Annotated in this window: 2 protein-coding genes; both read left to right on the top strand. The window is 64.3% G+C overall.

Annotated elements, in window-relative coordinates; translation table 11 throughout:
• A partial coding sequence (locus AC1D0O_RS24975; RefSeq protein ID WP_477656175.1) for a transposase occupies positions 1–210 on the top strand: 210 nt, incomplete at its 5' end.
• An 886-nt stretch (positions 211–1,096) separates the two neighbouring features.
• Positions 1,097–10,076: YDG domain-containing protein (locus tag AC1D0O_RS24970; RefSeq protein WP_477656174.1), on the top strand; the 8,980-nt coding region annotated here is incomplete at its 3' end.

The following is a 10,076-nucleotide window of genomic DNA, read 5'->3' as shown; positions in this document are numbered from 1 at the left end:
AATGAGAACACCAATGGCCTACTGCGCCAGTATCTTCCCAAGGGCACGGACCTGAGCGTGTACTCGCAGCACGAGCTTGATCTCATGGCCTGGGAGCTCAACATCAGGCCACGCAAGACTCTTGGCTGGAAAAGCCCCGCCGAGGTCTTCTTTAACAACAAGGCCATGAAAGATGCTGGCCTTATTCCGACTGTTGCACTTGGGGTTTGAATCCGCCAAGCAAAGAAAAGGCGACCCTGGTTGCTGCGTCCCTGCGCTTCGCTACGGGCAACCTGCGGTGCTCGGTCCAGCCGGGGTCTCGCTAAACTCGCCTTCGGCTCAGACAACGCGATCCCTGATCCGTCTGGCCCTGCGCTCCTCGGCGCATCCACAAGGGGTGGGGAAGGAATACCAAATCCAAATACCGAAAACCACAAGGACTCGCCGTGGCGAGTCCTTGTTTGTATTGGTATTGGTTTTCTTGTATTCGGACTGCCCCGTCCTGGCTGGGCCGAGGAGCGCAGAGACAAGCGGATCAGGGCTGGCGTTGTCTGAGCGTAGCGAGTTTAGCCAGACCCCGCTTGGCTCGAGCACCGCAGGTTGCCCCGTAGCGCAGCGTAGGGGACCCAGACTGCGGGTCGCCTTTTCTTTGGTGACTTTCTTTTGGCGAAGCAAAAGAAAGTTACTTGCCGCCGGGCAACCCCCGGCCAGCAGAACCAGGCAGAGGAAGGAGGAGGAAGAGCGCGCTCAGCTGGAGCAAGACCCAGCTCCTCAGCTTGTCCCTAAAACTGGCGACAAGCCCCGGCGGCGTGCTTGGGCAACTACTGCATTCGCAGTAGTTGCCGGGCTGAACCCGGTTACAGAAAATCCCCCGCATGCAAGCGAATCCCGTGCTTTTTCTACCGGGTGATGTGCCGTTTCAATGCAGTAAGTGCGCGGCACGCAATGTGAATTTTCACCATGCCCAGCGCTGCCGCGTCCCCAGAACTAGGGACATACAGGCGGCTGGCGGACTCCTACGATTTACACGTTTTGTCACAACCGCGCGTGTCGCATGTCTTCGCGCGGCCTGTGCGAAGTACGCGCCCTTGACCCATTTTTTCGGAAAGCCATTGCCATGAAAAGCCACGCCAGCATGAACCGCATCTACCGCCTCGTCTGGAATGCCGCATTGAGCCTGTGGGTGGCCGTGGCGGAAAACGCCAAAGGGCGCGGCAAGGGCGGCTCGGCGCGCGGCAGCGTGCAGTGGGATGACGTTCAGGCGGACGAAGGAGGAGAGAGTGGAGGCACAGGCTTCAGGCTCAATACCGCCTGCCGCGCGGCGCTGGTGCTGCTTGCTTCGCTGGCGGTGCTCACGCATGAGGCGCGCGCGGCTGATGCGGCCAATGCCAGCGTGTCGGCGGGTAGCGGCAGTGTCTCCACGCTGGGCACCACCACGACCATCAACCAGGCCAGCCAGCGCCTGGCGATTGATTGGACCAGTTTGTCCACCGCAGCCAACGAGGCGCTGCGGTTCAACCAGCCCAATGCGGCGGCGATAGCGCTGAACCGCATCACCGGCAGCAGCCCCAGCGAGCTGCTGGGCAGCCTCACGGCCAACGGCCAGGTGTTTATCCTGAACCCGAACGGCGTGCTGTTTGGCGCCGGCTCGCAGGTCAATGTCGGTGGGCTGGTGGCTTCGACCCTGAACATGAGCAATGCCGACTTCATGGCCGGCAACCATGTGTTCACCGGCTCGGGTGCTTCGGGCTCCGTCGTCAACCAGGGCACGCTGACGGCGGCGAACGGCGGCTACATCGCGCTGCTGGCGCCTGAGGTGCGCAACGAAGGCGTGATAGGCGCGACGCTGGGCACAGCTCTGCTGGCGGCGGGCAACAAGGTCACGCTCAATATCGACAACGGCAACCTGCTGGGCTACAGCATCGACCAGGCCGCCATCAATGCGCTGGCCGACAACCGCCACCTGATCAAGGCTGACGGCGGCCAGGTCATTCTGACGGCCAGCGCCACAGACGCCTTGCTGCGCACGGTGGTCAACAACTCGGGTGTCATAGAGGCCAAGACCCTGAACAACCAGGGCGGCGTGATCCGCCTCGAAGGCGGGGACAGCGGCGTGGTGCATGTGAGCGGCACGCTGGACGCCAGCGGCAAGGGCACGGGTGAGCTGGGCGGAAAAGTACAAATCACCGGCGACAAGGTGGGCTTGTTTGATGCGGCCAAAGTCGATGTGTCCGGCGACGCCGGCGGCGGCACCGCGCTGGTAGGCGGCGACTTCCAGGGTGGCAATGCCGCGGTCAAAAATGCCTCCGCCACCTTTGTGGGCGCGGACGTGAAGTTGACGGCGGACGCCATCAGCACCGGCGACGGCGGCAAGGTCATTGTCTGGTCGGACGGCACCACGCGCTACAACGGCAGCATCTCGGCCAAGGGCGGCGCCAACAGCGGCAACGGCGGCTTTGTCGAGGTATCAGGCAAGGGCCTGCTGGCTTTCAAGGGTGAGGTGGACACCTCTGCGGCGAATGGCCACAAGGGCACGCTGCTGCTGGACCCCACCAATATCTGGATCGCCGTCGACAACGCCAGCGCGGATGCCGCTGCGGGCTATGCCGTGGGCGACAGCAGTGCCGACGGCGGCGCGGGCCAGCCCTTTGCCGCCAGCGGCGCGGTGGACGATTCGCTGCTGACCACCGCATCCCTCACGGCCGCGCTGGCCAACAACGACGTCATCATCACCACCAACAACCCCGACGGTGCGGGCACGGGCAACATCACGGTCGTCGACGCCGTGGCCTACACCGGCCCGCGCGCTGGCACACTGACCCTGAGCGCGGACAACAACATCGCCATCAACCAGTCCATCAGCAGCAGCGGCGCCGCGCTCAATGTCACGGCCAATGCCGTAGCGGGCGACGTCGGCATCGCCAACGGCGCAACCATCAGCGCCAACGGCGGCAATGTGCAGCTCACGGGCCGCGATATCGCCTTCAATGGAACGGGCGCCGTCACCACCACGGGTGACGTCTACCTGTCGGGCCGCAATATCCAGCAGGGCGGCTCCGGCATCGCCATCACCGCCAACAAGCTGGCGATACGCTCCAGCGGGTATGTCGGCAACAGCGCTGCAGCAGTGGCGGGTGACGACAAGCTCAACACCCAGGTGACTACGCTCTCGGCGGTGGCGCCCGGCGCGATCTCCGTGAGCAACACGGGCGCGCTGACGGTCGATACGGCCACCTTCGGCGGCTCGGCCGTCCCGGGCGGCGCCATTGTCGGCGTGAGCAGCACGGGCGGCGCGATCTCGCTGGCCACCGTCGATACGGGTGGCGTCGCGGACAACCTGGTGCTCAACAAATCCGTCACCACCACCGGCGGCGCGGCCAACACCATCAACCTGCAGGCCAACGATAACTACACCCAGAATGCAGGCGCCTTTGTGACGACCGTGGGTGCCAATGCAACGCTGGGCGCGGGCCGGGCCCTCACCATCAACGAGACCGGCACTGCTGTCTCCACCTCGGGCGCCAACGGCGCGGTGGATGCCAATGGTCAAAGCGCTGGCAGCATCAGTATCGGCACTCTGGGTAGCACCTTTGCCAGCATCAACATTTTGGGCAGCCTGTCCGCCAGGGGCGGCGCGGCCAACAACGGCAGCGGTAACACCAGTATCAGTTCAAATGCGGCCTTTAGCGGCGGCAGTGGCGGCAGCGTCACCTTGCAGACCGCCACAGGCAACACCAACACAATCACCGTAGGCAATATCGACGCTGCTGGCGGCAACGGCGCGGCCAGTTCAGCAGGCGTTTACGGGGTGGGTGGCAACGGCGGCGCGATCCTCATCCGCAGCAATGGGGCCAGTTCGGCCATACAGACGGGCCATCTTTCTTCCAGCGGCGCGGCGCCTGGCTATATCGGCGACGGTGGTCATGCGGGTGCAGTCACTGTGGAGGGGCTGGGTGCTAACTCTGGTGTCACCACGGGCAATATCTCGGCCGCTGGCGGTATTGGTTCTTTCCAGGGCCAGTTTGCGCTGGGTGCCAGCGGTGGCAACGGTGGCAACGTCACGGTCAATGGCAAAGGCAATGTCACGACGGGGTTTATTGATGCACACGGCGAAGGTGCCAGTGCCAACACAGGGCGCAACAACCTGACAACAGGCAGGGGCGGTGTCATTGCCGTCACCGCCAGTACGGGCAGTTCAGATGTCAGCACGGGTGCCTTGAGCAGCTATTCCGGAGACGCTTTTTGCAATGGCAACAGAAGCTGCACTTTGCAGGCGGCGGGCAACATCACCGTCAGTTCGACGGGTTTTATCAAGGTTGACGGTGCGGTGCAGGCCCAAGGCGGCAATGCCAACGGTGGCAATGCGCCTAACAACGGTGCAGCGGCCGGCAATGTGTCCATCACATCGACGGCAACGACGTCGGGCAAGAGTGTCCTGATCAATGGCGGTATCAACGCTGCGGGTGGCAATGGTCGCGGCGGCAACGGCTTCGGCAGCGGTGCCAGCGGCGGTGCGGCTGGCAGCGTGACAGTCAGCTCTGCCGGTGTCGGCGGTGCAGGCAGCAATGTGGCCATTGCCGGTGGTATCAACGCCTTGGGTGGTGCAGCCAGTGGTACGGGTGCCCAGGCTGTGGCAGGCGCCAGCAAGGCGGTGAATGTGACGGCCACAGACGGCTATGTCTGGCAAGCCGCCGGCAACTACTTCAACGGTCTCTCGGTGGCCGTCACCGCCAACCGCGGCATTGGTGCAGGCAGCGGCGCGCTGGACATGACAGGCGCCACGGCGCCCGACATGAGCGGCCGTCTTGGCGTTGCCGCAGTCAACAGCACGGCGCGCAATGGTCAGGGCAACGGGGCCACCAAGGCCGGCGCCTTGCGCGTCACTTATGCCGGCGGCCCGCTGGTCTTGGGCACGCAGTTCCAGAACGGTTTTGTGCCGGGCGACTTTGACCTCGCCGTCCCCAACGGCGACTTGACGCTTTCCGGCCTCGGCCGCACGGGCTCTGCCAATGTCTCCCTGAGCACCGGTGGCAACCTTACACTGACGAATAACGGACTGATTTCCACAGTGAGCGGCAACATCCGGCTCGAAGCGGCCGGCAACATCGGCGTTGGTAACCAAGCCCGGGCCGAAACAACGAGCGGCGACCTGTATGTCTACGCCGGCGGCAACATCACGCAAACCAACGAATACCACTCGCTGGTTGCCAACAACCTGGCCATCAGAACCGGTGGAGCCATCGGTGAAGGATCCGGCAACGGCCGACTTGTGACCCAGGCCAACAACCTGTCGCTCGCAGCGGGTGGCAATGTCCTCCTGTACAACAACACGGCTTTGAATATCGGCAGCGTCACCTTTGGCGGCGCCACGGTGCCGGGTGGCGTCATCAACGGCGCGTCGTCTTCCGGCGGCGCCCTGTGGATTGGGAGTGGCAGCACCCTGAGCGGAACCGGACCCGTCACCGCAAGCAGTGTGAGCCTGTCCGCCGCGGGCGGCATTAACCTGGGTGTCGATACGGCCTCCCTGACCGCGATTGACACCAGCGGGCCGATCGCGATCACGCTGGCCAACGGCGGCACCGTCGAAAACGTCAGTACTACCGGCACAGTCAATCTCGCGGCGACCGCGGGTGACCTCAACCTCAAGGCAGTCTCAGGCGGCGATGTAAGCCTGACGGCCGCAGCCGGCGCCATCACCGACGCCAACGGCACCGACAACAACGTCACGGCAACAACGCTGACGGCGTCGTCGCAGGGAGGCATCGCGCTGGGCACAGATGTCAGCGGCCTGCAAACGCTGTCCACCACCGGCGCCTCGGGCGACATCAGCATCAGCGCCGCCAATGCAATAGACACCGCCAACTACAGCATCAGCACCGACACGGGAACGACGCAAAAAGTCAGTCTCACGTCCAGCTCAGCCTCGGGCATCACGGTGGGCAATGCCTTTGCTGCCACCAACGACAACATTAGCCTCACGGCCACGGCGGGCGACATCAACCTGACCAGCGCCATCGGTGCGGCTGGCCTGGCGCTCAGCGCCCAGGGCAGCATCCTCGCCCCGGCGGCCATCAACGTCAGCGGTGTGTTCGACCTCCAGGCCGGCACTTTCAGCCAGGTCGGCGCCTTGCCCACGTTCTCCGCTGGTGACTTCCGCATTACCGGCGGCACCTTTGTACGCGCGCTGGCCGGCGACGGCCTGAGCACCGGCACGGCCTACCAGATCGCCGATGTCTACGGCCTGCAGGGCGCGGGCTCCGCCGGCATGCTAAACAAGAACTTCAAACTGGCCAACAACATCGATGCCAGCGGCACCGTGAACTGGAATGTGGGCGCGGGCTTCAACCCGATAGCCAGCGGCGTACAATTTTTTGGCACCCTGGACGGCGGCGGCCATGTGATTGATCAACTCGTCATCAACAGGTCCGGCGGCACCGATGTAGGTTTGATCAGTGTGCTGAACAGCGGAACGGTTTCCAACCTGGGGCTGACGGGCGGCAGTGTTACCGGCAACGACACCGTAGGCGCGTTGGTCGGCCGCTCCATTGGGACGATCATCAACAGCTATAGCTCGGCGACCGTGAACGGCAACTTGAGAGCGGGCGGGCTGGTCGGCACCAATGCCGGAACCATCAGCAACAGCTACGCGAGCGGCAATGTGACTGCCCCGAACTATGTGGGGGGATTGGTGGGAACCAACAACGGAACCGTGAGCGGCAGCTACGCCACCGGCACCGTGGCCGGCAGCAATGCCGGCGGGCTGGTGGGCATCAACGTCATGGGCAGCACCATCTCCAACAGCTATGCCAGCGGTGCTGTGGGTAGTGCCGGCGACAGCACGACGGGCGGCCTGGTGGGCCTTAATGGCGGCGCCATCACCAACAGCTATGCCAACGGCCTGGTGCTGGGCTTGTCGGATGCTGGCGGCCTGGTGGGCTCGGACGGCGGCGGCACGGTGACCGCCAGTTTCTGGGACACCCAGACTAGCGGCCAGGCCGGCAGTGGAGGCGGGGGCACAGGCATCCTCACCGCTGACATGATGAAGGCCCAGACTTTCACCGACGCCGGCTGGAACGCCAGCAATGTAGGCGGAGACGGCACCACCTGGCGCATTTACGAAGGCAACACCGGCCCGCTGCTGCGCGGCTTCCTGACCGGGTTGACCCTGGCCGACACCAGCGTGACCTATGACGGCAGTACGCAGGCGGGCGCCACCACCGCCGTCGTGGGTGTGTCGGGCAGCAACGCCAGCGCGCGCAACGCGGGCAGCTACCTCACGGGCTATTACTCCAACCAGCAGGGTTACGACATCATCGGCGGCGGGCTGGACATCGCCAAAGCCGACCTGGCCTTCACCACCACCAACGTCAGCAAAACCTATGACGGAAACCTTTCCGCCGTCGGCAACGCCGTCGTCACGTCCAGCACGGCGCTGCTGGGCACCGATACCGCCAGCGGCGGCAGCTTTACCTTCACCGACAAGAACGCGGGCACCGGCAACAAGACGGTGACCACCAGCGGCGTGACGGTCAACGACGGCAACAGCGGCAACAATTACAACGTCAGCTATGCCGACAACACCACCAGCACCATCAACAAGGCCAACCTGACGGTGACGGCGACGGGTGTGACCAAGACTTACGATGGCACGACCAACGCCACGGGTACGGGCAGTGTTGCCGCGCTGGCCGGCGCGGCGGCCGGCGAAGTCGTCAACACCGCCGGCAGCCAGGCCTTCCTCGACAAGAACGCGGGCGGCGGCAACAAGGCGGTGCGGGCCAGTGGCGTGACCATCAAGGACAGCGGCAATGCCGACGTAACCGGCAACTACAACATTGCTTATGTGGACGACGCCACAAGCACCATCAACAAGGCCAACCTGACGGTCACGGCCACGAACGTCACCAAGACTTACGACGGCGCGCTGGGCGCCACGGGCACGGGCTCGGTCGGCGCATTGGCAGGCGCCGGCGCAGGCGAGGTGGTCAACGCCGCCGCCACGCAGGTCTTTACCGACAAGAACGCGGGCAGCAACAAGACGGTGCAAGCCAGCGGCCTGACCATCAAGGACAGCGGCAACGCCGACGTCACAGGCAACTACAACATTGCCTATGTCGACAACACCACCAGCACCATCAACAAGGCCGACCTGACGGTGACGGCCAATGCGGTGACCAAGACCTACGACGGAACCTTGGGCGCCAGCGGTACGGGTACCGTTGCCGCGCTGGCTGGCGCGGCAGCGGGCGAGGTAGTCGATGTCGCCGGCAACCAGGCTTTCCTCGACAAGAACTTCGGCATCGGCAACAAGACGGTGCGCGCCGGCGGCGTAACGATCAAGGACAGCGGTAGTGCCGACGTCACCGGCAACTACAACATCGCCTACGTCGACAACACGGCCAGCACCATCAACAAGGCCAATCTGACCTTGTCGACTTCCGACGTCACCAAGACCTATGACGGCACCACCGGTGCGGCCGGCGCGGTGGTGGTCACAGCGGGAACGATATTCACGGGTGATAACGCCACGGGCGGCTCCTTCGCCTTCGCCAACAAGAACGCCGGCAGCGGCAACAAGACGGTGACGACGGCGGGCGTTACGGTGGGTGATGGCGTGAACGACGCCAACTACAACATCAGCTACGCCGACAACACCACCAGCACCGTCAACCAGGCCAACCTGACGCTCACCACCAGTAACGTCACCAAGACTTATGACGGCACACTTGGTGCACCGGGTACCGCGGCGGTGGCCAGCGGCACGGTGTTCAGCGGCGACAGCCTGAGCGGCGGCACGTTTGCGTTCACCGACAAGAACGCCGGTACGGGCAACAAGACGGTGACAGCCACGGGCGTGACGGTGGGTGATGGCGTGAACAACGCCAACTACAACGTCACATACGCCGACAACACCAGCAGCACCATCAACAGGGCCAACCTGACGGTGACGGCGACCGGCGTGACCAAGACCTATGACGGTACGCTGAGCGCCACGGGCACGGGCTCCGTCGGCGCGCTGGCCGGCGCCGGCGCGGGCGAGTCGGTCAACACCGCCGCCACGCAGGTCTTTACCGACAAGAACTTCGGCATAGGCAACAAAACGGTGCAAGCCAGCGGCCTGACCATCAAGGACAGCGGCAGCGCCGATGTGACCGGCAACTACAACATTGCCTATGTCGACAACACCACCAGCACCATCAACAAGGCCAACCTGACGGTCACGGCTACCGGCGTAACCAAGACCTATGACGGCACCTTGGGTGCGACAGGCACGGGTACGGTGGGCGCGCTGGCCGGCGCGGGTGCCGGCGAGCTGGTCAATGCCAGCGGCAGCCAGGCCTTCCTCGACAAGAATGCCGGCACCGGCAACAAGACGGTGCGCGCCAGCGGCGTCACCATCAAGGACAGCGGCAACGCCGACGTGACGGGCAACTACAACATTGCCTATGCGGACAACACGACCAGCACCATCAACAAGGCCAACCTGAGCCTGTCGACCTCCGACGTCACCAAAACCTACGACGGCGGCCTCTCGGCGGCCGGCACGGTGGTGGTGACGGCGGGCACGGTATTCGCGGGTGACGGCACCACGGGCGGCACATTCGCCTTCACCGACAAGAATGCCGGCACAGGCAACAAGACGGTGACGACCGGCGGCGTGACGGTAGGCGACGGCGTGAACAACGCCAACTACAACGTCACATACGCCGACAACACCAGCAGCACCATCAACAGGGCCAACCTGACGGTGACGGCGACCGGCGTGACCAAGACCTATGACGGTACGCTGAGCGCCACGGGCACGGGCTCCGTCGGCGCGCTGGCCGGCGCCGGCGCGGGCGAGTCGGTCAACACCGCCGCCACGCAGGTGTTTACCGACAAGAACTTCGGCATAGGCAACAAAACGGTGCAAGCCAGCGGCCTGACCATCAAGGACAGCGGCAGCGCCGATGTGACCGGCAACTACAACATTGCCTATGTCGACAACACCACCAGCACCATCAACAAGGCCAACCTGACGGTCACGGCTACCGGCGTAACCAAGACCTATGACGGCACCTTGGGTGCGACAGGCACGGGTACGGGCACGGGTACGG

The organism is Polaromonas sp. P1_F2 (genome assembly GCF_056405735.1).
Note: the sequence above shows the minus strand (reverse complement) of the source record. Positions and strands in the feature narration are given on the sequence as shown.